The sequence below is a fragment of the Bradyrhizobium sp. LMG 9283 genome, assembly GCF_045571415.1.
In the GTDB taxonomy this organism is placed as follows: Bacteria; Pseudomonadota; Alphaproteobacteria; order Rhizobiales; family Xanthobacteraceae; genus Bradyrhizobium.
In genome coordinates this window covers 894,540-918,792 of the sequence record NZ_CP120691.1, presented here as the reverse complement: position 1 = coordinate 918,792, position 24,253 = coordinate 894,540, and the positions used below count along the sequence as shown (strand labels likewise).

Annotated in this window: 20 protein-coding genes and 1 pseudogene; 11 read left to right on the top strand and 10 right to left on the bottom strand. The window is 64.7% G+C overall.

The genetic code is table 11. From position 1 onward, the window contains the following. The first annotated feature begins 133 nt into the window (after positions 1–133). Both P6U29_RS04250 and P6U29_RS04245 read left to right on the top strand, forming a co-directional pair. Positions 134–1,051, top strand: coding sequence for a sulfite exporter TauE/SafE family protein (locus tag P6U29_RS04250; protein WP_407116458.1), 918 nt, complete (start codon positions 134–136; stop codon positions 1,049–1,051). Continuing rightward, complete coding sequence (locus P6U29_RS04245) at positions 1,048–1,818, top strand: TIGR02186 family protein (protein ID WP_407116457.1); 771 nt, start codon at positions 1,048–1,050, stop codon at positions 1,816–1,818. Before P6U29_RS04250 ends, P6U29_RS04245 begins: the two co-directional genes overlap by 4 nt. 108 nt (positions 1,819–1,926) lie before the next feature. On the opposite strand, the gene P6U29_RS04240 is transcribed toward P6U29_RS04245, so the two are convergent. After that, the gene (locus tag P6U29_RS04240) at positions 1,927–2,700 is read right to left on the bottom strand and encodes an MBL fold metallo-hydrolase (protein WP_407116456.1); all 774 of its coding nucleotides are present in this window, start codon (positions 2,698–2,700) and stop codon (positions 1,927–1,929) included. A 12-nt stretch (positions 2,701–2,712) separates the two neighbouring features. Continuing rightward, positions 2,713–3,624, bottom strand: a complete 912-nt coding sequence (locus P6U29_RS04235) for a DMT family transporter (RefSeq protein WP_407116455.1) — start codon at positions 3,622–3,624, stop codon at positions 2,713–2,715. 98 nt (positions 3,625–3,722) lie between these two features. On the opposite strand from P6U29_RS04235, the gene P6U29_RS04230 reads away from it, so the two are divergent. Further along, on the top strand, positions 3,723–4,586 hold the full coding sequence (locus tag P6U29_RS04230) for a LysR family transcriptional regulator (protein WP_407116454.1): 864 nt from the start codon (positions 3,723–3,725) through the stop codon (positions 4,584–4,586). 21 nt (positions 4,587–4,607) lie between these two features. On the opposite strand, the gene P6U29_RS04225 is transcribed toward P6U29_RS04230, so the two are convergent. Then, positions 4,608–4,853 carry a hypothetical protein gene (locus P6U29_RS04225; RefSeq protein ID WP_407116453.1) on the bottom strand — a complete coding sequence of 82 codons (246 nt, stop codon included), beginning with the start codon at positions 4,851–4,853 and terminating at the stop codon, positions 4,608–4,610. Positions 4,854–5,057: 204 nt separating this feature from the next. Between P6U29_RS04225 and P6U29_RS04220 the strand changes: the two genes are divergently transcribed. Together P6U29_RS04220 and P6U29_RS04215 are read left to right on the top strand one after the other, a co-directional pair. Continuing rightward, positions 5,058–7,574: a glycogen/starch/alpha-glucan phosphorylase gene (locus P6U29_RS04220; protein ID WP_407116452.1), complete on the top strand. Its 2,517-nt coding sequence runs from the start codon at positions 5,058–5,060 to the stop codon at positions 7,572–7,574. 96 nt (positions 7,575–7,670) lie between these two features. Then, positions 7,671–8,486, top strand: a complete 816-nt coding sequence (locus P6U29_RS04215; RefSeq protein WP_407116451.1) for an acyl-CoA thioesterase — start codon at positions 7,671–7,673, stop codon at positions 8,484–8,486. A gap of 162 nt (positions 8,487–8,648) precedes the next feature. On the opposite strand, the gene P6U29_RS04210 is transcribed toward P6U29_RS04215, so the two are convergent. From P6U29_RS04210 to P6U29_RS04200, 3 genes are all read right to left on the bottom strand, one after another. Beyond that, the gene (locus P6U29_RS04210) at positions 8,649–10,265 is read right to left on the bottom strand and encodes a phosphoenolpyruvate carboxykinase (RefSeq protein ID WP_407116450.1); all 1,617 of its coding nucleotides are present in this window, start codon (positions 10,263–10,265) and stop codon (positions 8,649–8,651) included. Positions 10,266–10,555: 290 nt separating this feature from the next. After that, the gene (locus tag P6U29_RS04205; protein WP_407116449.1) at positions 10,556–13,147 is read right to left on the bottom strand and encodes a CHAT domain-containing tetratricopeptide repeat protein; all 2,592 of its coding nucleotides are present in this window, start codon (positions 13,145–13,147) and stop codon (positions 10,556–10,558) included. A 62-nt stretch (positions 13,148–13,209) separates the two neighbouring features. Next, on the bottom strand, positions 13,210–13,956 hold the full coding sequence (locus P6U29_RS04200; RefSeq protein WP_407116448.1) for a HugZ family protein: 747 nt from the start codon (positions 13,954–13,956) through the stop codon (positions 13,210–13,212). A gap of 241 nt (positions 13,957–14,197) precedes the next feature. On the opposite strand from P6U29_RS04200, the gene P6U29_RS04195 reads away from it, so the two are divergent. The 5 genes from P6U29_RS04195 to P6U29_RS04175 all read left to right on the top strand — a co-directional run bounded on the left by P6U29_RS04195 (position 14,198) and on the right by P6U29_RS04175 (position 18,186). After that, positions 14,198–14,899: a response regulator transcription factor gene (locus tag P6U29_RS04195; protein WP_025032555.1), complete on the top strand. Its 702-nt coding sequence runs from the start codon at positions 14,198–14,200 to the stop codon at positions 14,897–14,899. A 120-nt stretch (positions 14,900–15,019) separates the two neighbouring features. Next, entirely contained in the window at positions 15,020–16,816 is a 1,797-nt protein-coding gene (locus tag P6U29_RS04190; RefSeq protein ID WP_407116447.1) for a stimulus-sensing domain-containing protein, read from the top strand. Then, positions 16,813–17,337 carry an HPr kinase/phosphorylase gene (locus P6U29_RS04185; RefSeq protein WP_407116446.1) on the top strand — a complete coding sequence of 175 codons (525 nt, stop codon included), beginning with the start codon at positions 16,813–16,815 and terminating at the stop codon, positions 17,335–17,337. Before P6U29_RS04190 ends, P6U29_RS04185 begins: the two co-directional genes overlap by 4 nt. Before the next feature lie 133 nt (positions 17,338–17,470). Beyond that, on the top strand, positions 17,471–17,872 hold the full coding sequence (locus tag P6U29_RS04180) for a PTS sugar transporter subunit IIA (protein WP_007597752.1): 402 nt from the start codon (positions 17,471–17,473) through the stop codon (positions 17,870–17,872). Beyond that, a complete protein-coding gene (locus P6U29_RS04175; RefSeq protein WP_407116445.1) occupies positions 17,869–18,186 on the top strand; it encodes an HPr family phosphocarrier protein in 318 nt (105 codons plus the stop codon). Before P6U29_RS04180 ends, P6U29_RS04175 begins: the two co-directional genes overlap by 4 nt. 60 nt (positions 18,187–18,246) lie before the next feature. Here the strand turns inward: P6U29_RS04175 and P6U29_RS04170 are convergent, their stop codons facing one another. The 4 genes and pseudogenes from P6U29_RS04170 to P6U29_RS04155 all read right to left on the bottom strand — a co-directional run. Continuing rightward, the gene (locus P6U29_RS04170; protein WP_407116444.1) at positions 18,247–19,872 is read right to left on the bottom strand and encodes a glycosyltransferase family 39 protein; all 1,626 of its coding nucleotides are present in this window, start codon (positions 19,870–19,872) and stop codon (positions 18,247–18,249) included. 84 nt (positions 19,873–19,956) lie between these two features. Next, positions 19,957–20,724 carry a M15 family metallopeptidase gene (locus P6U29_RS04165; RefSeq protein ID WP_407116443.1) on the bottom strand — a complete coding sequence of 256 codons (768 nt, stop codon included), beginning with the start codon at positions 20,722–20,724 and terminating at the stop codon, positions 19,957–19,959. Continuing rightward, positions 20,721–20,996: a YARHG domain-containing protein gene (locus tag P6U29_RS04160; RefSeq protein ID WP_407119597.1), complete on the bottom strand. Its 276-nt coding sequence runs from the start codon at positions 20,994–20,996 to the stop codon at positions 20,721–20,723. Before P6U29_RS04160 ends, P6U29_RS04165 begins: the two co-directional genes overlap by 4 nt. A gap of 172 nt (positions 20,997–21,168) precedes the next feature. Beyond that, positions 21,169–22,107 (bottom strand): annotated as a pseudogene (locus tag P6U29_RS04155) (caspase domain-containing protein); the annotation flags it as partial. Positions 22,108–22,239: 132 nt separating this feature from the next. On the opposite strand from P6U29_RS04155, the gene lepA reads away from it, so the two are divergent. Continuing rightward, positions 22,240–24,051 carry a translation elongation factor 4 gene (gene lepA / locus P6U29_RS04150; RefSeq protein WP_407116442.1) on the top strand — a complete coding sequence of 604 codons (1,812 nt, stop codon included), beginning with the start codon at positions 22,240–22,242 and terminating at the stop codon, positions 24,049–24,051. Positions 24,052–24,253 lie beyond the last annotated feature (202 nt).

Genomic DNA, 24,253 nt, shown 5'->3' with positions numbered 1-24,253 from the left:
ACCATTCACCACGCGCAAAAATCCCCGTCCCTCCCCGCTTCGAATTCCGCTATTGAGGGGCTCGGCAATCGTTCCGACCGTCCGGCGAGCAACCCGGGATGATCGAACCGTCTCGCCGGAGCGTGGTCCCTCAATGCAGCTTTACCTCCCGATCGCCGATCTTCCGGTCAACGTCTTCCTGGTGCTGGCCATGGGCGCCGCGGTCGGCTTCGTCTCGGGCATGTTCGGAATCGGCGGCGGCTTTCTGATGACGCCGCTGCTGATCTTCATCGGTATCACGCCGGCGGTGGCGGTCGCTTCTGTGGCGAGCCACATCGCGGCCTCCTCCTTCTCCGGAGCGCTCTCTTATTGGCGGCGGCGCGCGATCGATCCGGCGCTGGCGAGCGTATTGTTATGCGGCGGCGTGACCGGGACGGCGCTCGGCGTCTGGACCTTCACGCAGCTGCGCGCGCTCGGCCAGCTCGATCTGATGATCGCGCTCTCCTACGTCGTGCTGCTCAGCACCGTCGGCAGCCTGATGTTTTCCGAGGGCCTGCGCGCATTGATGCGGACCCGGCGCGGCGCGCTGCCGCGGCGGCGCGCGCACAACTGGATCCACGGCCTGCCGCTGAAGATGCGATTCAAGCGTTCGAAGATCTATCTGTCCGTGATTCCAGTCGTGGTCGTCGGCATCGTGATCGGCTTCATCGGCGCCATCATGGGCATCGGCGGCGGCTTCATCCTGGTGCCGATCATGATCTATCTGCTGAGGGTACCGACCTCGACGGTGATCGGGACCTCGATGGTGTTGACGCTGGTCACGATGCTGTTCGCGACCATGCTGCACGCCGTGACCAATCACCTCGTCGACGCCGTGCTGGCGCTGATCCTGATGGTCGGCGGCGTCACGGGGGCGCAGTTCGGCGCACGCGCCGGCCAGAAAATCCGGGGCGAGCAGCTGCGCTTGCTGCTCGGCCTCTTGATCCTCTCGGTCGGCGTCCGGTTCGCGATCGAGCTGGTGATCCAGCCCTCGGATCTCTTCACCATCCGCGAGCTCGGAGTGAGCGGATGATGCGCACGCTTGTCGCCATCGTTCTCGTCCTGCTGCTCGGCGGCGCCGCGCGGGCCGAGCGGCTGATCGTGTCGGTCTCCAACCATCGCGTCACGGTGACGCCGAACTATTCCGGCGAGGAGCTGGTGCTGTTCGGCTCGGTCGAGAGAGATGCGACGACGCCGGCGGACCACACGGCTTACGATCTCGTCGTCACCGTGATGGGCCCGCGCGCCGACATGGTGACGCGCCGCAAGGAGCGCACCTTCGGCATCTGGATCAACACCGACTACCGGCAGTTCCTGCAGGTGCCGAGCTATCTCGCGCTGTTCGCCAACCGCCCCTTCGATGCGATCACCTCACCCGAGATCGCGCGGCGGCAGCAGATCGGGCTCAACAACGTGCTGCTGACGCAGCGGGTCGGCGGCGATTATGCCGACGTGGTGCCGAACGATGCGTTCCGCTCGGCCTTCATCCGCCTGCGCACTCAGGGCGGGCTCTACCGCGAAGATGCCAGCGCGGTGACGTTCCTAACACCCACGCTGTTCCGGACCGGCATTCCACTGCCGGCGGAGGTGCCGATCGGCACCTATGAGATCGAGATCAAGCTGTTCGCGAATGGTGCCTTCATCGGCAAGACCGAGACCGCGTTCGAGATCGTCAAGGTCGGCTTCGAGCAGTTCGTCGCAACGACGGCGCGGCAGAACGGCCTGATCTACGGCCTCGCCACCGCGGCCATGGCGCTGATGACGGGATGGATGGCGTCGATTGTGTTCAGGAAGGATTAGCCGCACACTCCGTCATTGCGAGCGAAGCGAAGCAATCCAGACGGCCGTCGCGGAAAGATTCTGGATTGCTTCGTCGCAAGGGCTCCTCGCAATGACGAGGTGACGCGATCACGGCGCCTCGACCACGGTCGGCACGCCCGGCTCCAGCAGGCGCAGCCGCGGGCCGAAGCCGAGCACGTCGAAGGTCTTGCGCAGGTCCTCGCTGTTCTGGCGGAAATGTGCCCAGCCTTCGGTATGCAGCGGCACGATCATCGCATCGGGAAAGGCGCGTGCGGTCTCGATGGTATCGTTGGTGTCCATGGTGAGATGGAACGGCCCGCGCGTTTGCGCCGCGCCCGCGAAGGGCAGCACCACGCCGCATTTGAAGCGGCGCGCGACCTCGGCGACGCCGTCGAACCAGGTGGTATCGCCGCTGATATAGACCGGACGCGTGTCCTTCCGGCTCGAGGACACCACGAAGCCGATGACGTCGCCCGACAGCGGCTCGATGCCGGCGGGGCCGTGACGCGCGGGCGTGGCGGTGATCGTCAGCATGTTGCCGTCGTTATCCTCCAGACGTGCGGTCGCCCAGGGCGCAAGGCCCTCGACATGGCCGCCGAGGCGCTTTGCGCCCGCCTCGGTCGTCAGCACGCGCTTGACCTTGAAGAGATAGTCGCGGCCGGAATTGTCGAGATTGTCGGAGTGCTGGTCGTGGCTGAGCAGCACCGCATCGACCGGCCCGATCGCGTCAGGCCTCACGGCGGGCCCGATCGTCTTCTCCAGCTTCACATGCGGCAGCTGGTACGCGCCGGGCGCGTCGAAGGTGGGGTCGGTGAGCAGGCGGAAGCCGTCGATCTCGATCAGCGCGGTGGGACCGCCGATCAGGGTGATGGAAACGGGCATGATGTACTCCTGTCATGAGGCGGGCTTTGCCGGCCGCGTCACCAGATAAATGCCGAGCGCGACCGGAATGATCCCGAGCAGATCGCGGGCCTCGACATGTTCGCCGAGCACCAGGAACGCGAACAGCATGCCGAGCGGCGGCATCAGGAAATGATAGGCGCTGGCGGCAGTGGCGCCACATACTTTCAGGAGATGAAACCACAGCCAATAGGCAAGGATCGAGCCGCCGAGCACGAGGAAGGCGAAGGCGCCGATCAGGCTCGGCGTATAGTCGATCGCGCTTCTATCGGCGAAGGTGAGCGCGATCGGCGTCAGCGCTATGCCGGCAGCCAGGTTCTGCACGCCGTTGCCGATCCACAACGACCCCTTCGGCGCCAGCAGCTTGAGCAGGATGGTGCCGGCAACGATCGAGGCCAGCGAGGCCAGCGTGAAGACGATGCCATGCAAGGAATCGGTGCCAACCGACAGGCGGTGCCAGACGATCGCCGTCACGCCGATGACGCCGAGCAGGAGGCCGCTCGCCTTGCGCCAGGTCATGCCTTCGCCGAGCAGAAGCGCGGCGAGCGCCGCCGTGAACACCGGATTGGCCGACACGATCAGCCCGCCGAGGCCGGCGGAGACCGATTGCAGCCCGGTGTAGCCGAGCCCGAGATAGAGCGCGTTGTTGGCGATGCCAAGCACCGCGAAGACGACGGCATCGCGCCATGACAGCGACCAGGCCTCGCCACGGATCATCGTGGCGCCCAGGATCAAAATGCCCGCGAGCGAGAAACGCGCGGCGAGCAGGATCAGCGGTGGGCAATGGGTGACGCCGATCTTGCCGGCGACGAAGGCATAACTCCAGAGCAGGCAGAACAGGCCGATGGCAAGCGGCAGCGTATTGAAGCGGCTGCGGGGCGCGGGAAGCGAGGTGGCGAGGGACATGAGGGCATTCTCCTGAGCCCTCGATCTAGGGAGGCCGCTTGTCATTTGGAAATTAAATGATTAACTCCGCCCCAGTGGATTTTCGAATGGAGGCGGCGATGCTGGATCTAGAGCTCCTACGCAGCTTCGTCTCGGTGGTCGAGGCCGGCGGCTTCACCCGTGCCGGCGCGCGCGTTCACCGCACGCAGTCGACCGTGAGCCAGCAGATCAAGCGGCTGGAGGAGGATGTCGGTCAGGTGCTGCTGCACCGCGACGGCAAGGACGTGCGCCCGACCGAGGCCGGCGAGCGGCTGCTCTCCTATGCGCGGCGGCTGCTCTCGCTCGCCGAGGAGGCGCGCGACGTGCTGCGCGAGCCCAATGGCGAAGGCGCGATCCGGCTCGGCATTCCCGAGGATTTCGCGGCCTATCGGCTGGCCAAATTGCTGGGCGCGTTCTCGCGCTCGCATCCGGGGCTGCGGCTCGACGTGCGCGCCGACCAGAGCAAGCACCTCGCCCGCGATCTCGAGCGCGGCGAGCTCGATCTTGCGCTCTACAAGCGCGAGGCCGGCGCGAAGGACGCGATCGCGGTGTGGCCCGAGCGGGTGCACTGGGTCACCAGCAAGAGCCACCCGGTCGACGTCAACGTGTCGTCGGTGCCGCTGATCGGCTTTCCGCTCGGCTGCATCTATCGCGCCGGCGCCATCCACGCACTGGAAAGTGCGGGCCGCGCCTGGCACACAGCCTACACGTCATCGAGTCTCGCCGGCATCCAGGCCGCCGTCGCCGCCGGCATGGGGCTCAGCATCCTATCGGAGATGGCGATCCAGTCCGACCACCGCGTGCTGACGGCAAAGGACGGCTTTGCGCCAATCAACAAGACCGAGGTCGCGCTGATGGCTTCGCCGGATGCGAGCCCGGCAACGTTGCGGCTTGCGGATCGTCTCGCGGAGTTTTGCGATGCGGTGCAGAGCAAGGCGGCTTGAATTCGCTGGACGTCAGGACGCTCACCTGGCCGCGGACATCAGTTTGTCGCCGCACGCATTTGCGTAGAACTTGCCGCCGCATTGGCGCTTGATCGCGGCGCAGTGGGCTGCGGGCGACGCATTCTGTGGGACCGTAAAGCCGCAACTGAGGCCGTCGGCGCTGCGACCGGATTTGCCGGCGGCAAACGCCGCGGTGGTGACGCCGATGCAGACGACGAGCAGGGCCGCGGTGGCGAGTTCGATCAGCAGTCGCGTCAGCGGTCTCATGGGGCGCCTCCACACTGATGGCTGAATCTTCCCTAATGTAGCACCGAATCCCGGGTTTCTCCGTGCTCGTCCGGGTTCCCAACTCGGCCCGTTCCTTGCATAAATTCACGGCAGCGCAGTGCACGACCGCACGGGCGACAGTTCCGGTGCAAGGGCAGGACGCGTAGATTGGTAAGAGTTTTTTCGACCTAGGAAGTGACGGCTTTGCAAGATCAATCGTTCCAGCCCAGTTTTCCGGCCCCCGGGCAGCCCATCGACGAACTCGCGCTGGCTGAGATCAAGAGCGCGATCCTGGCAAAGCTGCGCCTTGCCATCGGCAAGGACGCGGGCATGGCGACCAGGCACGACTGGTATCAGGCCGCGGCGCTCGCGCTGCGCGACCGTATCGTGCATCGCTGGCTCACGGCCGAGAAGCACAGCTACGATGCGGGGCGCAAGCGCGTCTATTATCTCTCGCTCGAATTCCTGATCGGCCGCCTCTTCACCGACGCGCTCAACAACATGGGCCTGCTCAAGATCTTCGAGGTCGCGCTCGGCGATCTCGGCGTGTCGCTGCCGGAGCTGCGCAAATGCGAGCCGGACGCGGCGCTCGGCAATGGCGGCCTCGGCCGGCTCGCCGCCTGCTTCATGGAGAGCATGGCGACGCTGTCGATCCCCGCGATCGGCTACGGCATCCGCTACGATTACGGCCTGTTCCGCCAGATCATCAATCAGGGCTGGCAGCAGGAATATCCGGACGAATGGCTGAGCTTCGGCAACCCCTGGGAATTGCAGCGGCCCGAGGTGATCTATCACGTCCATTTCGGCGGCGGCGTCGAGCACATCGACGAAAAGGGTCGCGACCGCGCGATCTGGCACCCGGCCGAGACGGTGCAGGCGATCGCCTATGACACGCCGATCGTCGGCTGGCGCGGCCAGCACGTCAACGCGCTGCGGCTGTGGTCGGCGCGCTCGCCCGATCCGCTCAAGCTCGACGTGTTCAACTCCGGCGACTATGTCAGCGCGAGCTCCGAGCAGGCACGCGCCGAGGCGATCTGCAAATTTCTCTATCCCAATGACGAAAGCCCCGCCGGCCGCGAGTTGCGACTGCGCCAGGAATATTTCTTCGTCTCGGCATCGCTCCAGGATCTCGTCAATCGCCACCTCACCTCCGACGGCCAGCTTCGCAGCCTCGCGATGAAGGTCGCGGTGCAGCTCAACGACACCCATCCGAGCCTCGCCGTCACCGAGCTGATGCGGATCCTCGTCGATCTCCACAATTTCCGCTGGGACGAGGCCTGGAAAATCACGGTCGCCACGCTCTCCTACACCAATCACACGCTGCTGCCGGAGGCACTGGAGACCTGGCCGGTCGAGCTGTTCGAGCGGCTGCTGCCGCGGCATCTGGAGATCATCTACCGCATCAACGTGCAGCATCTGGCACTCGCCGAGGCGCGCTGCCCCGGCGACATCGACTTCCGCGCATCGGTCTCGCTGATCGACGAGAAGAGCGGCCGCCGCGTGCGTATGGGCCAGCTCGCCTTCGTCGGCTCACACCGCATCAACGGCGTCTCGGCGATGCATTCCGACCTGATGCGCGAAACCGTGTTCCACGATCTCAACCATCTCTATCCCGGCCGCATCACCAACAAGACCAACGGCATCACCTTCCGCCGCTGGCTGATGCTGGCCAATCCGAAGCTGACCGACCTGTTGCGCGAGACCTGCGGCGATGCCGTGCTCGACGATCCGACCCAGCTCAGCCTGATCGAGGCCCGCGCCAGCGACGTCGAATTCCAGAAGAAATTCCGCAGCGTCAAGCACCACAACAAGACACAGCTCGCCCGCCTGATCAACGAACGGCTCGGCATCAAGGTCGACCCCGGCGCACTGTTCGACGTGCAGATCAAGCGCATCCACGAATACAAGCGCCAGCTGCTCAACGTCGTCGAGACGGTCGCGCTGTACCAGGCGATCAAGGACAATCCCAACGGGAATTGGGTGCCGCGGGTGAAGATCTTCGCCGGCAAGGCGGCGGCGAGCTACCGCTACGCAAAGCTGATCATCAAGCTGATCAACGACGTTGCCGACATCGTCAACAACGATCCCGCAATCAGCGGCAAGCTCAAGGTCGTCTTCCTGCCCGACTACAATGTCAGCCTCGCCGAAGTGATCATTCCCGCGGCCGATCTGTCCGAGCAGATCTCCACCGCCGGCATGGAAGCCTCCGGCACCGGCAACATGAAGCTGGCGCTCAACGGCGCCATCACCATCGGCACGCTCGACGGCGCCAATATCGAGATCCGCGACCATGTCGGGCCCGAGAACATCGCGATCTTCGGCATGGAGGCCGGCGACGTGATGATCCGGCGCAAGCAGGGGCTGGATGCCTCCGACGTGATCCGCAATTCGCCGAAGCTGCAGCGCGCCATCAATGCGATCGGCGCCGGCGAGTTCTCGCCCGGCGATCCCGGCCGCTTCGAATCCATCGCGCACGCGCTGCGCTATCTCGACCATTACATGGTCAGCGCCGATTTCGATTCCTATTACGAGGCGCAGCGCGCGGTCGATGCGCGCTGGCAGGTCACGCCGGCCTGGACGCGCGCCTCCATCCTCAATGTCGCGCGCATGGCGTGGTTCTCGTCGGACCGCACCATCCACGAATATGCCGAGGAGATCTGGAACGTGCCGGTCAATCCGACCACGCCGCGGCTGCCGGATCTGCGCGACGTCGCGGGTTGATTTTCCGCGACGTGGAAGCGGCGTTACCTGCGAGGTTATTGCACAAGCCGGCGGCGGACGTGATATGACGTCCGTCATTGAAAGCCGGAAGCACCAATGCACGCAAAACTCCCGCACCCCTTTGACGAGGCCACGCGTATCACCGCCGGTGACAGCAGCTGGCAGGGGCACACCAGCGACGATTACTGGGCCTTTGTCGGCCCGTTCGGCGGCGCCACCGCCGCGACCATTTTGCGCGCGCTGATCGAGCATCCGCAAGCCGCCGGCGATCCGCTCGCTCTTACCGTCAATTACTGCGCCCCGATCGCCAAGGGCCCGTTCGATCTCGACGTGCGCCTCGTGAAGGCCAACCGCTCCAGCCAACACTGGAGCGTCGAGCTCAGCCAAGGCGGCGGCGAGGTCGCAACGCTCGCCACCGCGGTGTTTGCCGAGCGCCGGCCGTCCTGGGAGCACAGGGTGGCGAAATGCCCGGACGCCAAGCCGTTCGAGCAGACGCTGCCGTTTCCAAAAATCTCGGCGTCCTGGGCCAACCAGTATGAATTCCGCTTCGTCGAGGGCGAGATGCGAATCGGCCCGCCGCAGGCCGAGCCCGCCAGCACCTATTCGAAGATCTGGATCAGCGACCGCGCCCCGCGCAAGCTCGACATGCTGTCGCTGATGTCGATGTCGGACGCCTTCTTCGGCCGCATCTTCCACGCCCGGCGCGAGCTGGTGCCGTTCGGCACGGTGTCGCTGACGACCTATTTCCACACGACGAGCGAAGAACTCGCGACTGAGGACATTACGCACGTGCTCGCGACGGCCGACGCAAAGATCTTCCACAAGAGCTATGGCGACCAGAACGGCGAGTTGTGGTCGCCGAACGGGCGTCTGCTCGCGACCACGACGCAGATTGCGTATTTCAAGGCGTGAGCCGCTTCCGCAGACTCGTCATTGCGAGCGCAGCGAAGCAATCCAGACTGTCTCCACGGAGGGATTCCTGGATTGCTTCGCTGCGCTCGCAATGACGGTGGAGAGATACTCGCAAACAAAAAGGGCGGCCTCGCGGCCGCCCTTTCTTCAACTGCGGAAGCCCTACTCCGCCGCCATCTTCACGTCCGGTGCCGCCGCGCGCACTTCGGCGTCGACCTGGGCTTCGAACTTGGCGAAGTTCTTCTGGAACATGCCCACCAGCGCGCGCGCGGTCTTGTCGAACTCGTCCTTGTCCTTCCAGGTGTCGACCGGGTTGAGGATCTCGGCCGGCACGCCCGGCAGTGCGGTCGGGACCGCGAAGCCGAAATACTTGTCGGTGCGGAATTCGACGTTGCGAAGCGAACCGTCGAGCGCGGCGGTAAGCAGGGCGCGCGTCACCTTGATCGGCATCCGGTTGCCTGTGCCGTACTTGCCGCCGGTCCACCCCGTGTTGACGAGCCAGCAATCGACTTTGTGCTGGGCGATGAGGTCGCGCAGCATGTTGCCGTAGACGCTAGGATCGAGCGGCAGGAAGGGCGAGCCGAAGCAGGTCGAGAATTCCGGCTGCGGCTCGTTGCCGAGACCGCGCTCGGTGCCGGCAACCTTGGCGGTGTAGCCGGACAGGAAATGATACATCGCCTGCGCCGGCGACAGCTTTGCGATCGGCGGCAGCACGCCGAAGGCGTCGGCAGCGAGCATCACCACGTTCTTCGGCTGCGGCGCGCGGCCGGTGCGCGAGGCGTTCGGGATGAAGTCGAGCGGGTACGCAGAACGCGTGTTCTCGGTCTTGGAGCCGTCGTCGAAATCAACCACGCGGGTATTCTCGTCGAGCACGCAGTTCTCGAGCACCGCACCGAAGCGGGTCGATGCCGCATAGATCTCCGGCTCGGCTTCCTTCGAGAGCTTGATGCACTTGGCATAGCAGCCGCCCTCGAAATTGAAGACGCCGTTCGGGCCCCAGCCGTGCTCGTCGTCGCCGATCAGCGTGCGGTTCGGATCGGCCGACAGCGTGGTCTTGCCGGTGCCTGACAGCCCGAAGAAGATCGCAGTGTCGCCCTTGGCGCCGACATTGGCCGAGCAGTGCATCGGCATCACGCCGCGCTCGGGCAGATAATAGTTCAGCGTGGTGAAGACCGACTTCTTCATCTCGCCGGCATAATAAGACCCGCCGATCAGGACGATCTTGCGGGCGAAATCGATCGCGACGACGTTCTCCGAACGCACGCCGTGGCGTTTAGGATCGGCGCGGAAGCTCGGCATGTCGATGATGGTGAGCTCCGGCACGAAGGTCGACAGCTCGATCGCCTCGGGGCGGATCAGAAGCGTGCGGATGAACAGCGAGTGCCAGGCGAGTTCGGTGAAGACGCGCGTCTTGATCCGGTAGGCCGGGTCGGCGCCGCCATAGAGGTCCTGCGCGAACAGGCGCTTGCCTTCGGCGTGCTTGAGGAAGTCCTGGTAGAGCGTCTCGAACTGCTCCGCGGTGATCGACTGGTTGCCGGCCCACCACATCTTCTTGTCGGTGGTGGCGTCACGCACCGTGAACTTGTCCTTCGGGCTGCGCCCGGTGAACTCGCCCGTGTCGGCGCAGAGCGCGCCGTCAGCGGACAGCACCGCCTCACCCGCCGAGAGCGAATATTGATAGAGTTGTGGCGCACCGAGGTTCCAGTGAACCTGCTTGAGGTTCTTTAAGCCGAATTTGTCGGCGCCGAAGGCACCGTTGCGCACGCCCGTCTCTTGCACGAAAAAATCCTCCTAGAACCCGCAACACCCAGCGCGACCAAGTTTGGCGCCATCGCGGTCACCGTGATTAATGGGCCGCTCGTTCGGCCTCGGCTGAACGACCTAATACTGATGAACGCTGGCCTTGCCAAGCTGATCCCGCAGGATTTGGTTTATTCAAGGACCGCGCCAATCGTCGCGCATGTCAGCTCTGAGCAAGCGCCTCAAGAAATCGCCAATGATCGCGCAACCAAATGCGCGTTTGCGCGTTACCTCCAGTTATTGCGACGCACAATCCATGCAGCAGCTTTCTATCGTACCTCGCCCTCGCCGATCAGCGCGAACGGTCCCCACATCGCGGGATAGGCGTTGCGCGGTGACGAGGCGTCGTCAAGGTAAGTCAACATCGCGCGGCGCAAGGCTTCGGCGCGACCGATCTTTGGTTCGTTCTTGAGCAACTCGAACGTCGATGTGGTCAGGCGGGTCGCAGCTTCGGAATCTACCGCCCAATGCGAGACCAGCAGCGCGCGGGCACCTGCGTAGAAGAAGGAGCGCGCCAGTCCCGACAGCGCCTCGGCGCCGGGCTTGTCGCCGGCGATGGTGTTGCAGGCGGACAGCACCACCCAATCGGCGTTGAGCTTGAGCTGAGCCACTTCGCTCGCGGTCAGAAGACCGTCGTCGAGCTCCGATGGCTGGTCGGGAATGGAAAGCGCAAGCGAGGGTTCACCCAGTCCCTTGACGTCGCCGGCAACGAGGCCGTGGGTGGCAAAGTAGATGATGCCGTATTGGGCAAGCGCTGCACGCTTGAGCGTCGTTTCGCTGGCATCGCGTCCGAGATGAATGTCGGCATCAGTGGCGCCAACGTTCCTCCCCACCGCGTTCAGCTCATCGGCAGTATCGGGCAGTTGCGGCAATGCCTGCGCCAGCCGCGCGCGATCGACACCTGCGCCGCGCCAGAAGTCGGCATAGGCAATGGTCGCGATGCTGCGCACCGCGACCTTGCCGCTCGCAGCGCGCCGGTCGGCAGATCCCTCGGCTGCAGGGTTGAACACGGGATCGCCGAAACCGGTCATCGGCTTGACGTCTTGGTCCCTGCGGGCAAAGGCGCGCAGCGATTTCAGGCTGATCACCGACGGCAGCACCGAGACGGCCTGACGCCGCAGCAGCCAAGCGGCGTCGCGATAGCCCTCGAGCCGGTCCGGGATCGCAGCATGCGGCGTCTCCGTGACCAGCAGATGAAACGGCAATGCGGTCAGCGCCGCCGACGGCACGACCAGCAGGTTGCGCTTGTCCTTTAGCGCCTCGACTGGACCGAGCAGCGCGACATAGAGCTCGCTCGCGAGCGCGAGATCGAACGGGCCCGATTTGCCGGAAGCATCGCGCGCCTTGCCAACATCCAGCCCCTTTCGGAAAGCGGCCACCTTCTGCGTCAGCGCATCCGCTCCGAGAGAAATCTCCTTCCAGTCGACGCCCTCGCGCGTGATCGCGACGACATAGCTCTGCTTGTCGATGACCGAATAGATCACCATCGCCTCGTCGGCCGAAAGCAGCGGCTGGATGTCCTTCACCGCCAGCGGCAGCGGATTGGAGAGCGAGGAATAGTCGGGAAACTCGACGGCAAGCGTTTTCTGCAATCCGTTGCGCGCGCTCGCGATCGCCGCGATCCGCGCGCGGCTGCGCTGCTCGACGCTCACGTCACGCTGGGCGGGTGGCTTCGACACCGCGGCGATGATTGCCTTGTCGAGCGCTTCGGACTCGGCCGCGAGATCCTGATCCTTGCGCACGAGCTCGGCGAGCCGGTCGCTGCCGGCGGCGAGCCGCGCCGCGAGCTTGTTCACCGCAGAAGCGGCAGAAGATTGCGTGCCGCGCTGGATCGCACCGAGCGCATCATCGAGTGCCTTGTCGCTCGCCAGCAGCGATTGCTGCCGCGCGGCGAACAGGATCGGCAGCACGACACGCAGCTGCGCACGATTGGCGGCGAGCGTCTTCTGCGCGAACGGCAAGGCGTCCGCAGTCCGTCCCGTCGCCTGCAGGAAATGAGCGAGATTGCTCGTCGATGTCGCGACGTCAGGATGATCAGGTCCGAGCGCACGCTCGCGGATCGACAGGGCGCGGCGAAAAAGCGGCTCGGCCTCGGCATACCGCTGCTGGTGTTCGTAGAGCCCGGCGAGATTGTTGAGCGAACGCGCGACATCGGGATGATCTGGCCCGAGCACTTTTTCGCGGATGGCGAGCGAGCGCTTGATCGGCGCTTCGGCATCGGCATCGCGATTGAGGTCACGATCGACCTGACCGATGTTGTTCAGGACGGTCGCAACCGCGGGATGCTCAGGGCCTGCTGCCTTCTGATAGATCGCGAGCGCCCGCTGGAACAGCGGCTCGGCGTCGGCAAAGCGCTCCTGCTTCACATAAAGCGTGGCGAGATTGTTGAGGGCCCGGCCGACATCGGGATGCTCGCGCGACAGGCTCCTTTCGCTGACGGTGAGCGCGCGCTTGAACAACGGCTCGGCTTCAGTGAAGCGCCCCTGCCGCTGATACAGCGCGGCGAGATTGCTCAGCTCGGGCGCAATCAAGGCGGTGTCGAGGCCGAGCGACTTTTCCAACAGCGCGATGGCCCGCTTGTAGATCGGCTCGGCCAGATCGTCGCGACCCTGGCCGGCAAAGACCTGGCCGAGATTGTTGAGCGCGGCGGACAATTCGCGACCGTCATTACCCTTCTCCAGGCTCGTAACCATCGCCTGCGCGAGCGGAAGCGCTTCCGCGTATTTGCCGGCGCTCATGAGCGCGTTGATCCGCGCGCCCTGTGCGGCGGGACTGACCTTCTGGGCGAGAGCAGGCGGAGCAAATGACGTGGCGATCGCGAGTGCCAGACCCGCGGCCAATGCCAAACGACGATGCGTCATGAACCCTCTCGCTGCCAACCCGGACCGGTTACGATCTGGGTCGCAGCGATGGGCGGCGGCGTTCAACCTGTTGCGCTTTGATCCACCTTCATGCGCGCTTCGCCAGCGAGGCGGACCAGCATCTTGCGCAAGCCCGGGCCATCCGTCACCCGCTCCGGGAAGTCGAGCCGCAGCGTGGTCTGGCCGTCCTGCATGTCGAGGCCTTCAGGGTCACAGCCGGTGCAGCGCCAATCACCCGCGGCGGCGCCGAGAAGCTTTGTTGCATAGAGGTTCATGGTGTCGCGATGGTCGGTGTTCATGTGCTCCACGGCGCCCTCTTCCGCGGCCAGCAGGTCCTCGGCGCCGGTGAGGTCCGTCAGGAATTGCTCGGGCTTGAGATCGACGATCCGGCCGAAACCCGCAACCAGATGAGTTCCCGTGGGCCGGATCCGGAAGAAGGAGAAATCCTTAAAGGAAACAAAGCCCTCTGCCGACGGATGGGCACTGAGATACCGTCGCTGGAGCAGATCCTCCGCGGCAGCCTCTTCCGCGCGGCCTGACAGCATGATCCGGGCGCCTTCCAAGGGATCGCCAACCACGCGCTCGTCCAGCATCAGCGAGACCCGGCTGTCCGCGAGGATGTTCCGGGTGTGCACGGCGAGGCGAGAGATCAGGAGGATTGGCGAGCCATCTGGATGGCTGGCGAGATTGACCAGGGAACAATAGGGATCGCCGCTCCCGGTCATCAGCGTCGCCAGCGCCCCCTGCCGGGACCGTCGCAGCAGCGATTTGGCGAGCTTTCCGGGGTCGAAATCGGGGGGCGGTTGCATCGGCTTTCTCAGGTCAGGTGGTTGCATGGGGGGCCTTGTTTCGGGTAAACGGGGGCCCGGTTATGGGTCGAGACGCGGCGAATCTGCCGTGTTTCGTGGAACTTGGTCACACTTCAGCCCAGCTTGCATTGCTCGGTGACAAGGTTCGAATGCCGAGTTCGGCACCCATGTATGCGGCGCATCACTGGATTGCTCGCCGTTTCAAGCCACGACCCAAACGGAAAGCAGAAAGCAGAGGCTCATGCCCACAATCGCTTTGGTCGACGACGACCGCAACATTCTCACATCCGTCTCGATCGCGCTGGAAGCCGAAGGCTACCGCATCATGACTTACACCGACGGCGCCTCCGCGCTCGATGGTTTTCGCACCACCCAGCCCGATCTTGCCATCCTCGACATCAAGATGCCGCGCATGGACGGCATGGAGACGCTGCGTCGTCTCAGGCAGAAATCCGACCTGCCGGTGATCTTCCTCACCTCCAAGGACGAAGAGATCGACGAGCTGTTCGGCCTCAAGATGGGCGCCGACGACTTCATCCGCAAACCGTTCTCGCAGCGCCTTTTGGTCGAGCGCGTCAAGGCGGTGCTGCGCCGCTCGGCGCCGAAGGACCCGACCGTCGTGCCCAAGGAGAACGACGCCAAGGCGCTCGACCGCGGCCTGCTGCGCATGGATCCAGAACGCCATACCTGCACTTGGAAGAACGAGCCGGTGACGCTGACCGTCACCGAATTCCTGATCCTGCAGGCGCTCGCGACCCGGCCCGGCGTGGTGAAGAGCCGCAACGCGCTGATGGACGCCGCCTATGACGACCAGGTCTATGTCGACGACCGCACCATCGACAGCCATATCAAGCGGCTGCGCAAGAAGTTCAAGGTGGTCGACAACGAGTTCGAGATGATCGAGACGCTTTACGGCGTCGGCTACCGTTTCAAGGAAGCCTGAGGGCGGCGGGTCCCCCTCCACGACGATCGAGAGCATCTGCGGTTCTCGTTCCATCGGGGCCAGGATCGCTCTAGGATGCGGGGGACCTTCGCACGGCCTGTCCTAACGCGGGCGTAAGCATTGCTTGACCGAACGCAGCCTGACCCAAACCAGAGCGCCGGGGATCTCGCATCCAGCGGCGTTCCGGAGCACGTCACTGAAGATAAGCCGCAGGGCTGGCGACCGCTGAACTGGCTGAAACGCGCCGGGCAGTTCTTCTTTGCGCTGTCCTTCTCGAGCCTGACCCGCCGCATCGTCTCGCTCAACCTCGCCGGCCTCGTCGCACTGGTGGCGAGCATCCTGTACCTGTCGCAATTCCGCGCCGGCCTGATCGACGCGCGCGCGCAGAGCCTGCTGGTCCAGGCCGAGATCATCGCCGGCGCGATCGCGGCCTCCGCCACGGTGCAGACCAACGCCATCACCATCGATCCCGACCGGCTGCTCGACCTGAAGCCGGGCGAGACCTATGGCGGCTCGGACGAATATTCGCCGCTGGACTTCCCGATCAATCCGGAGCGCGTGGCGCCGGTGCTGCGCACGCTGATCTCGCCGACCAAGACGCGCGCCCGCATCTACGATCCGAACGGCAGCCTGCTGCTCGACAGCCGCAACCTCGAAAACGTGCTGCGCTACGACCTGCCGCCGCCGGCCGAGAAGCCTGGCATCGTCGAGCGCGGCATGGTCGCAGTGCGTACCTGGCTGAACCGCGGCGATCTGCCGCTCTATCGCGAGCTCGGGCCCGAGAACGGCAATGGCTATGCGGAGGTGGGCGACGCGCTTCAGGGCCAGAAGCGTTCGATGGTGCGGGTCAATGCGCGCGGCGAGGTGATCGTGTCGGTCGCGGTCCCCGTGCTCCGCTCGCGCGCAATCCACGGCGCGCTGATGCTGTCGACGCAAGGTGACGACATCGACCAGATGGTCACCGCCGAGCGCCTCGCGATCCTGAAGGTCGGCGGCGTCGCCGCCGCCGTCATGATCATGCTGTCGCTCTTGCTGGCGAGCACGATCGCCGGGCCCGTGCGCCGGCTCGCCGACAGCGCCGAGCGCGTCCGCCGCCGCATCAAGGCGCGCATCGAGATTCCCGATTTCACCCGCCGCCGCGACGAGATCGGCCACCTCTCCGGCGCACTGCGCGACATGACCAGCGCGCTCTACAGCCGCATCGAGGCGATCGAGATGTTCGCCGCCGACGTCGCCCATGAATTGAAGAACCCGCTGACCTCGTTGCGCTCGGCGGTCGAGACGCTGCCGCTGGCGCGCAACGAGAACAGCCGCGCGCGCCTGCTCGAGGTGATCGAGCACGACGTCAAGCGGCTCGACCGGCTGATCTCCGACATCTCCGACGCCAGCCGCCTCGATGCCGAATTGCAGCGCCAGGACGCGATCCCGGTCGACCTGCGCCGCCTGCTGACGACGCTGGCGTCCGTCGCCAATGAAACCAAGCTCGGCCACGACGTCGCGGTCGAGACGCGCTTCGAGGGCCGCAGCCCGACCGACACTTTCTCCGTGATGGGCCACGATTCTCGGCTCGGGCAAGTGATTTCCAATCTCCTCTCCAATGCACAATCGTTCTCGGAAGCCGGCAGCAAGGTGCGCCTCACCTGCCGCCGCGTGCGCGGCGAGATCGAGATCGTGGTCGACGACGAAGGCCCCGGCATTCGCGACGACGCGCTGGAGCGCATCTTCGAGCGCTTCTACACCGACCGTCCGCATCAGGGCTTTGGCCAGAACTCCGGCCTCGGCCTGTCGATCTCCAAGCAGATCGTCGACGCCCATGGCGGACGCATCTGGGCGGAGAACCGTCCTGGCCCGCTGGATGCCGACGGCGCTCCGACGGTTGCCGGTGCGCGCTTCGTGGTGAGGCTGCCAGCCCTATGAGCGACGGTGGGCCCAGCGTTCACGCCTCCGCCGTCAAGGTCGGGACTTTTGCCGTGCTGATCCGCGGGCCCTCGGGCTCCGGCAAGTCGCGCCTTGCCTTCGACTTGATCATGGCAGGACGCTCCGGCGTGGTGGAAAGGGCCGTTCTGGTCGGTGATGACCGTGTCCATCTGGCGACAGTCGGCCACGAAATTGAGGTCCGCCCGGCAGCTCGCTTGGCTGGCCTGATCGAGATCCGGGGCCTCGGAATCCGCCGCTGCGACTTCGTGGAGCATGCGACCGTCGGTCTCGTGGTCGATCTGGATGCGACGGATGCGGAGCGCCTGCCTGCGGCGGAATCCCTGAAAACCAGCATTTCTGGTGTCGAAATACCGCGAATCCCGGTCCCCCGCGACTATTCGCCCCTCCCCTTGGTTGTCGCGGCCTTGACCACTACCAAGAGTTCATCTTCGGTTAACCCTTCTGGCGATTGTTTGAAGGGAAATGGTAACCATATGAAGCCCAGTATCGCGACCGAATAGACCGGCGCAGCTCCCCTTATCCATCCGTCTATATTCAGGGAGATACGCAACATCCCCTCTTGCGCGGGGGCTCTGGATGGTCAAAGTGGCGCGTTCGTGCGGCGCACCAAAAGCGCCCGCGAGGAGTTTTCCGATGATTGGTCTAGTACTTGTGACCCACGGGCGCCTTGCCGACGAATTCAAGGCGGCGCTTGAACATGTCATGGGCCCACAAAAGCAAATCGAAGCGATCACGATCGGTGCCGAAGATGATTCCGATCTCTGCCGAAGCGACATCATCGAGGCGGTTAACCGCGTCGATTCCGGCGACGGCGTTGCGATCCTCACCGACATGTTCGGTGGCACACCGTCGAACCTCGCAATATCCTGCATGAGCCGGCCCAAGGTCGAAGTGCTCGCGGGCATCAACCTGCCCATGCTGGTGAAGCTCGCCAAGGTGCGCGAGGAGCGGCCGCTGCCGGACGCGATCGCGATGGCCCAGGAAGCGGGCCGCAAATACGTCACCATCGCCAGCCGCGTGCTCGCCGGCAAATGAGCGACGACGCGCCCCAAGCCGGGACCGGCGTGCCCGCGGGCGCGATCTCCAAGGAGCTCCTGATCATCAACAAGCGCGGCCTGCATGCGCGCGCCTCGGCGAAATTCGTCCAGGCGGTCGAGCGCTTCAACGCGCAGGTGTGGGTGACGCGCGGCGGCGAGACCGTCGGCGGCACCTCGATCATGGGCTTGATGATGCTCGCTGCTGGTCCTGGCACGACGATCACGGTGTCGGCGGTAGGTACTGACGCCGAAGCCGCGCTCGCGGCGATCACCGAGCTCGTCGAGAGTAAGTTCAATGAGGAAGGGGTCTGAGCTACGCGCTCAGTACCGTAGGACCTCCTGTCAAGAGGAAAGAGTCCTACGGCACCTTCGCTACTTTCCCGGCGGCGCGATGTAGATGTTCCAGCTCATCGACGGGCCAGCCTTGCCGTGGGTGAAGCGGCGCGTCGACATCACCATGCGCTCGGCGTTCGGCGCCACCTCCGACACCCATTTCTCGAACGCGGGCAGACGGCCGTCGGTCGGATCGAACACGCCGATGAAGCCATACTTCCTGACATCGTCGAGTGACGTCAGACCCGAACTCCACGGCTCGTTCGGCGTGAACGCAGACGGATGATCCGGGCTGTAGAACACCATCGGCTGGATCGACTCCATGGTGCCGGCGACGACGGCCCAGCGCGAGGCAAAGCGCATGTGCCACTCCTGCGTCAGTTTGCGCGCGAGCTCCGAGCGCGCACCATAGGTCGCCGTGTTGCCGGCATTGGCCGCCATCTCGCGCGCGGCGATCCAGGGCGAGGCGGCAAGCGTCGCGGCGCTGAGCACGAGCCAGATCGCGGCGATGTTGAACAGCACGGCGCTCTGCACCCGTAGCGCCGGAATCGCGACCAGCGCGAGCGGCACCAGGAAGAACAGCGAGATGCCCCAATCGGTCTTCATGTAGATGCTGAACACCAGCGCGCCGAGCGGCGGGCCGACCGCGACGATGACCTGGACGATCCAGACATTCAGCGCCTGCGAGAGATTGACGCCTGCATTGGCGCCGCGCGCCCAGGCGCGCGTGACGATGCGCGAGGGCGCGCGCAGCAGCAATTTGACCCAGGGCGGCACCAGCGCCATGGCCAGCGCCGCGAGCGCCACCGGCAGTGCCAGCAACGCGACATTATGCAGAGCATAGCCGGCGACGAGCTGATGCACCTGGCTCTTGTCCTGAAGACTGTAGGTGTCCCCGGCATAGGTCAGCGGCACGAAATTCGCATCCGCCAGCCAGACGATGTGCGGGATCATCGCCACGACCATCGTCGCGATCGCTACCCACGGCGCCGGCGACGACAGGAAGCGCAACCGGTCGGGATGGATCAGCGCGGCAAGGCCGATGGCGCCGATCATGGTCAGCACCCAATATTTGGTCATCAGCGCCAGCGCGCCGGCAAGGCCAAGCAAGACTCCGGATTGCCAGGTCCGCTTCTCGAACGCGTTGAGATAAGCGAGCACCAAGAGCGGCAACGTGACGAGCTGGAGCAGGTCCGGGTTGTACTTGAATCCCTTGAAATTGAAGATCGGGTAGAGCGCGACCATCACCACGACCAGGAACGCGCGCCGCGCGTCCACCACGCGCAAGCTCACGAGCCAGCAGATCACCATGCCGACGCTCACCGTCGCCATCGCCAGCGCATAGGTCGCCCAGTCCGCCGCCGGGAACACCTTGAACCAGAGGCCGGCCACCCAGCCCGACAGCGGCGGATGCTTGCCGTAGCCCCACAGGAATTTCTGGCCCCAGCCCCAGGCTTCTGCGACATCCATGTGAACGTCCTGGGCCGCCTTGAGATTGATCAGGATGAAGGTCCAGAGCACCGCATGCAGGATGGCGAGCTGGATCACCAGCCACAGGCGCGCCTCGGGGCGGACCGCGCAGGCAACCAGCCAGGCACGGAAGCGATGGTAACTCACCCGGGTTTTCTGACGCGCCCTGGCGGTCGGGAGGGATGCGGTTGACATGGGGCGCTTGGGTAGCGCGTTTTGCGCGCGAGTGAAATCAGCTTGGCGTGAACGAACGCCCTCTCCGTCCGGAAATCATCGCATTCACCGGGCCAGCAGTTCCGGGCGATATTCAAAGTGCATGGTGTCGTAGTGATACCATTTGCCGCCCCAGATGAAGCCGTGACGTTCGAAGATATCGACGATCTCTTGCGGCATCCTGTTCTTGTACGGAATCGACTTTCCCCGGCCGGACCACAGCCAGTAATCGGAATATCGCAGGTTCAGGTCGATCGCGGCGGCATAGCCATGCATGCTCATCTTGCCGGTGTCGGCGACGGGCCGACACGACAGCACGCCGGCAATCGGAAAGGCGGCAGCCTTCAGCGCCGGCTCGAGCTTGTCGATTTCCGCCGACACCTCCCTGAGCCGATCGGCGACGCCGTTGATCCGCGTCACCTGAATCGCCTTGCCCCACGATCGCGGCAGCCAGACGATGGTGACGAGATTGCGCTGGACCGCGCCGGCATGGCAGTCGCCATACATCTTCCTGAAGAACGCTTCGTTCCTGAACCGTCCTGGATCGGCGTTCACTGCCGGGGCTGCGGAAACGCCAATCGGATAGGACAAACGGAGCTGGTCGATGATCGAGGCATCGCGCAGGCGCTGATCGAATGATTTGCCCTCAATGCCGTCGTCCACGGGCATAGCGGTGCCGTCGCGCCAGAAGATCTGCTTGCCGTCGTGGCCGGACAGCGCCTCGGGATAGGCACGCACCAGCCGATCGAGCAGCTCGGTCCTGGACTGCCCCTTCGCCGGGGCAGATGCGAGCACGAAGACGGCGAAGATTTGCGCGGCCCGCAGCGCGATCATCGGCGCTTACCGGCCTGCTCGAGCAACGCGACATTCGCCTCCTCGATCGAATTGAGCTTGGGATTCCAGGTGTTGGGCGAGTACCAGGAGAAGCGCTCGAAGCGCGTCTTGAGATTTGCCGATTCGAAATACCGCCCCCGCCGCGCAAAGATCTCGTTGCGTTGCGATTCGGAGCTCGTCGTTCGAAAGCCCGCGCAGATCGGCGAGCGTGAGCAGGCGCCGATCCGAATCCGGGAAGATGAAGCCGCTTTGCGCCGCGTCGCCGGATTCATAGCGCTCGATCAGCGCAACATTCGCCTTCTCGACGGCGCTCAGCTGCGGGTCCCAGGTGCGGGGGACATACCAGGCGTACCTGCTGAACCGCGCCGTCAGATCGGGCGCGTTGAAGTAGCGCCCATGCCGCGCGAAGATCTCGTTTCGCGCGATGCGCAGCTCGTCCTTGCTCAGCGGCCGCAGATCGTCATCGGCAAGCAGCCGGCTGCCGGAATCGGGAAACAGGAAATCCGATTGAGTTCTGGCAGCCGCAGGTGCGGACGACGGAAGGTTCGATGCGGGCGGCACGACGGTCGCCGGCACGCTGGCGGCCGCCACCTGGTTTGTCGCGGCCTGGGCTGCCGCGATCTCCGCCGGGGCGCCTGAAAAGTAGAACGAGCCGTCGATCGGCGAAGAGGAGACCCAGGGCTGTTGGGCACTGCCGGTCGCACGTTTGACGATGAGGCCCACTTGATTGAAGGTCTGGAGCACGTCGAGCCCGGGCCGCTGCATGGTTTCCACCAGCGCCCGCGTATAGGGGCTATGTCCGTCGGACCCGTCGAGCGCGACGTTGCCGGGTTGCGTGGCATAGGAGAGCAACGTTCCCTCGGGGGCGCGGATTTGGGCGAGACCGCCGTCGGAGGCACGCAGGCCCCGCCCACCGAACGGATTGTTCCTGCACGCGTCGAGAATCACGATGTTAAGCTTGGTTCCTGCGCTGTCCATCTGCCGCAGCACCAGCGCGGCATCGACCATCTGGAAATCCACGTCTGTTTCGCGCGCCGGATTTGCCGTGATCGGCACCAGATAGTTCGTCCCGCGCAGCTGGATGCCGTGCCCGGCGTAGTAGAACAAGGCGACGTCGGCGCCGATCAACTGGCTGCCGAAGCGCTGGACCGCGGTGTCGAAGCCCGCCTTGTCCAGCTCGACCTGGGCAGCGCCGCCGACCAGTGTGAAGCCGAGCCGCTGCAACGTACCGGCTACCAGCCGCGCATCATTCGCAGGATTTTCCAGCCGCGGCACGCTCTGATAGGCGGAGTTGCCGATGACGAGCGCCACGCGTTTTTCGGCCGCGGCCGGCGCGATGAAACATGCTGCAAACAGCAGGGCGGAAAGAAGCTTCCAGCGCATTGCCTGTTTCCATGACCGAAAGTCGGGAAAATAGCAGAGGCCGCCACCGAAATCGACGCCGGCAGCCCCCTGCAAGCGCAGGAGGGTAACGGAATGGTTGCCGCAGGGGGATGTGAGTGGTATCCCGCGCCTATGACGACCGTCCCCATTTCCAACATCCGCAACTTCTCCATCGTCGCCCATATCGACCATGGCAAATCGACCCTGGCCGACCGCCTGATCCAGATGACCGGCGGCCTCTCCGACCGCGAGATGGCGGGCAAGGAGCAGGTGCTCGATTCCATGGACATCGAGCGCGAGCGCGGCATCACCATCAAGGCGCAGACGGTGCGCCTCTCGTACCGCGCCAAGGACGGCAAGGATTACATCTTCAACCTGATGGACACGCCCGGCCATGTCGACTTCGCCTACGAGGTCTCGCGGTCGCTGGCGGCCTGCGAGGGTTCCCTCCTTGTGGTCGACGCCAGCCAGGGCGTCGAAGCGCAGACGCTCGCCAACGTCTACCAGGCGCTCGACAACAATCACGAGATCGTTCCGGTCCTGAACAAGGTCGACCTGCCCGCCGCCGAGCCGGAGAAGGTCAAGCAGCAGATCGAGGACGTCATTGGAATCGATGCCTCGGATGCGGTGATGATCTCGGCCAAGACTGGCCTCGGCGTCCCCGACGTGCTGGAAGCGATCGTCACCCGTCTGCCGCCGCCGAAGGGCGACCGCGACGCGACGCTCAAGGCGCTCTTGGTCGACAGCTGGTACGACGTCTATCTCGGCGTCGTCGTGCTGGTGCGCATCGTCGACGGCACGATGAAGAAGGGCCAGCGCGTGCGCATGATGGGCACCGGCGCGGCATACGACGTCGAGCGCGTCGGCTTCTTCACGCCGAAGATGCAGCAGGTCGATGAGCTCGGGCCCGGCGAGATCGGCTTTATCACCGCCGCAATCAAGGAAGTCGCCGATACCCGCGTCGGCGACACCATCACCGACGACAGGAAGCCGGTCGCCGAGATGCTGCCGGGCTTCAAGCCAGCGATTCCGGTCGTGTTCTGCGGCCTGTTCCCGGTCGATGCCGACGACTTCGAGACGCTGCGCGCCGCGATGGGCAAGCTGCGCCTCAACGATGCCAGCTTCTCCTTCGAGATGGAGACGTCGGCCGCGCTCGGCTTCGGCTTCCGCTGCGGCTTCCTCGGACTTCTGCACCTCGAGATCATCCAGGAGCGGCTGTCGCGCGAATTCGACCTCAACCTGATCGCGACCGCGCCGAGCGTCATCTACAAGATGAAGCTCACCGACGGCCAGGAGATCGAGATCCACAATCCCGTCGACATGCCCGACGTGGTCAAGATCGCCGAGATCGACGAGCCCTGGATCGAAGCGACGATCCTGACTCCGGACGAATATCTCGGCAGCGTGCTGAAGCTGTGCCAGGACCGCCGCGGCTCGCAGAAGGAGCTCACTTACGTCGGCTCCCGCGCCATGGTGAAATACGACCTGCCGCTGAACGAAGTGGTGTTCGATTTCTACGACCGCCTGAAGTCGGTCTCGAAGGGCTACGCCTCGTTCGACTATCACCTCACCGACTACAAGCCGGCCGATCTCGTCAAGATGCAGATCCTGGTCAACGCCGAGCCGGTCGACGCGCTCTCGATGCTGGTCCACCGCACCCGCGCGGAGGGCCGCGGCCGCGCCATGGTCGAGAAGATGAAGGAGCTGATCCCGCCGCACATGTTCCAGATCCCGATCCAGGCGGCGATCGGCGGCAAGGTGATCGCCCGCGAGACGGTCCGCGCGCTGCGCAAGGACGTCACCGCAAAATGCTACGGCGGCGACATCACGCGTAAGCGCAAGCTTCTGGAGAAGCAGAAGGAAGGCAAGAAGAAGATGCGGCAGTTCGGCAAGGTCGACATCCCGCAGGAAGCTTTCATTGCCGCGCTGAAGGTGGACAGCTGAGGCGACGGCCCGGACTGTTTCGAGCATGACGAGGTTCGAATCGGTCCGGTCATCGGCGGCCCGCAAACAAAAATCGCGAAAACAACCCCATGCACAGTAGCCGCCCCCTTGGCGGCATTGTGTTTTTTGATTTTACGAAATCGGTTTGACCCGTCGGGCAAAACAGGGGTATGGTGGCATCATCGCGGCGGGTGTGAGGCAC

Bases quoted from the DNA above. Each gene is read 5' to 3' on its own strand.
- P6U29_RS04250 (WP_407116458.1), top strand. From the start codon at position 134: ATGCAGCTTTACCTCCCGATCGCCGATCTTCCGGTCAACGTCTTCCTG.
- P6U29_RS04245 (WP_407116457.1), top strand. From the start codon at position 1,048: ATGATGCGCACGCTTGTCGCCATCGTTCTCGTCCTGCTGCTCGGCGGC.
- P6U29_RS04240 (WP_407116456.1), bottom strand. From the start codon at position 2,700: ATGCCCGTTTCCATCACCCTGATCGGCGGTCCCACCGCGCTGATCGAG.
- P6U29_RS04235 (WP_407116455.1), bottom strand. From the start codon at position 3,624: ATGTCCCTCGCCACCTCGCTTCCCGCGCCCCGCAGCCGCTTCAATACG.
- P6U29_RS04230 (WP_407116454.1), top strand. From the start codon at position 3,723: ATGCTGGATCTAGAGCTCCTACGCAGCTTCGTCTCGGTGGTCGAGGCC.
- P6U29_RS04225 (WP_407116453.1), bottom strand. From the start codon at position 4,853: ATGAGACCGCTGACGCGACTGCTGATCGAACTCGCCACCGCGGCCCTG.
- P6U29_RS04215 (WP_407116451.1), top strand. From the start codon at position 7,671: ATGCACGCAAAACTCCCGCACCCCTTTGACGAGGCCACGCGTATCACC.
- P6U29_RS04205 (WP_407116449.1), bottom strand. From the start codon at position 13,147: ATGACGCATCGTCGTTTGGCATTGGCCGCGGGTCTGGCACTCGCGATC.
- P6U29_RS04200 (WP_407116448.1), bottom strand. From the start codon at position 13,956: ATGCAACCGCCCCCCGATTTCGACCCCGGAAAGCTCGCCAAATCGCTG.
- P6U29_RS04195 (WP_025032555.1), top strand. From the start codon at position 14,198: ATGCCCACAATCGCTTTGGTCGACGACGACCGCAACATTCTCACATCC.
- P6U29_RS04185 (WP_407116446.1), top strand. From the start codon at position 16,813: ATGAGCGACGGTGGGCCCAGCGTTCACGCCTCCGCCGTCAAGGTCGGG.
- P6U29_RS04180 (WP_007597752.1), top strand. From the start codon at position 17,471: ATGATTGGTCTAGTACTTGTGACCCACGGGCGCCTTGCCGACGAATTC.
- P6U29_RS04175 (WP_407116445.1), top strand. From the start codon at position 17,869: ATGAGCGACGACGCGCCCCAAGCCGGGACCGGCGTGCCCGCGGGCGCG.
- P6U29_RS04170 (WP_407116444.1), bottom strand. From the start codon at position 19,872: ATGTCAACCGCATCCCTCCCGACCGCCAGGGCGCGTCAGAAAACCCGG.
- P6U29_RS04165 (WP_407116443.1), bottom strand. From the start codon at position 20,724: ATGATCGCGCTGCGGGCCGCGCAAATCTTCGCCGTCTTCGTGCTCGCA.
- P6U29_RS04160 (WP_407119597.1), bottom strand. From the start codon at position 20,996: ATGAATCCGGCGACGCGGCGCAAAGCGGCTTCATCTTCCCGGATTCGG.
- lepA (WP_407116442.1), top strand. From the start codon at position 22,240: ATGACGACCGTCCCCATTTCCAACATCCGCAACTTCTCCATCGTCGCC.